The following is a 252-nucleotide window of genomic DNA, read 5'->3' as shown; positions in this document are numbered from 1 at the left end:
GAGAAGAAATTCGCCGTAACCCACCACACATCTTGTTAACGAATTATGCCATGCTTGAATATTTAATGATGCGTCCTGAAGATAACACTTTATTTTCCGGGCACTACCGAGATCATTGGCGCTTTGTTGTACTCGATGAAGCCCATACGTATGATGGTGCGACCGGGGCGGAAGTCGCTATGTTGCTTCGACGGCTCCGGACCGAGGTCGAACAGCAAACACCTCTTCAATTCATCGCTACGTCGGCTACAC

General features: G+C 48.8%; 1 protein-coding gene. It reads left to right on the top strand.

Translation table 11 applies throughout. From position 1 onward, the window contains the following. On the top strand, positions 1 to 252 hold a 252-nt coding region (locus tag AC2Q9J_RS18255; protein WP_499042138.1), incomplete at both ends, for a DEAD/DEAH box helicase.

The organism is Planococcus sp. RAB007_Raresut, from assembly GCF_057369535.1.
Note: the sequence above shows the minus strand (reverse complement) of the source record. Positions and strands in the feature narration are given on the sequence as shown.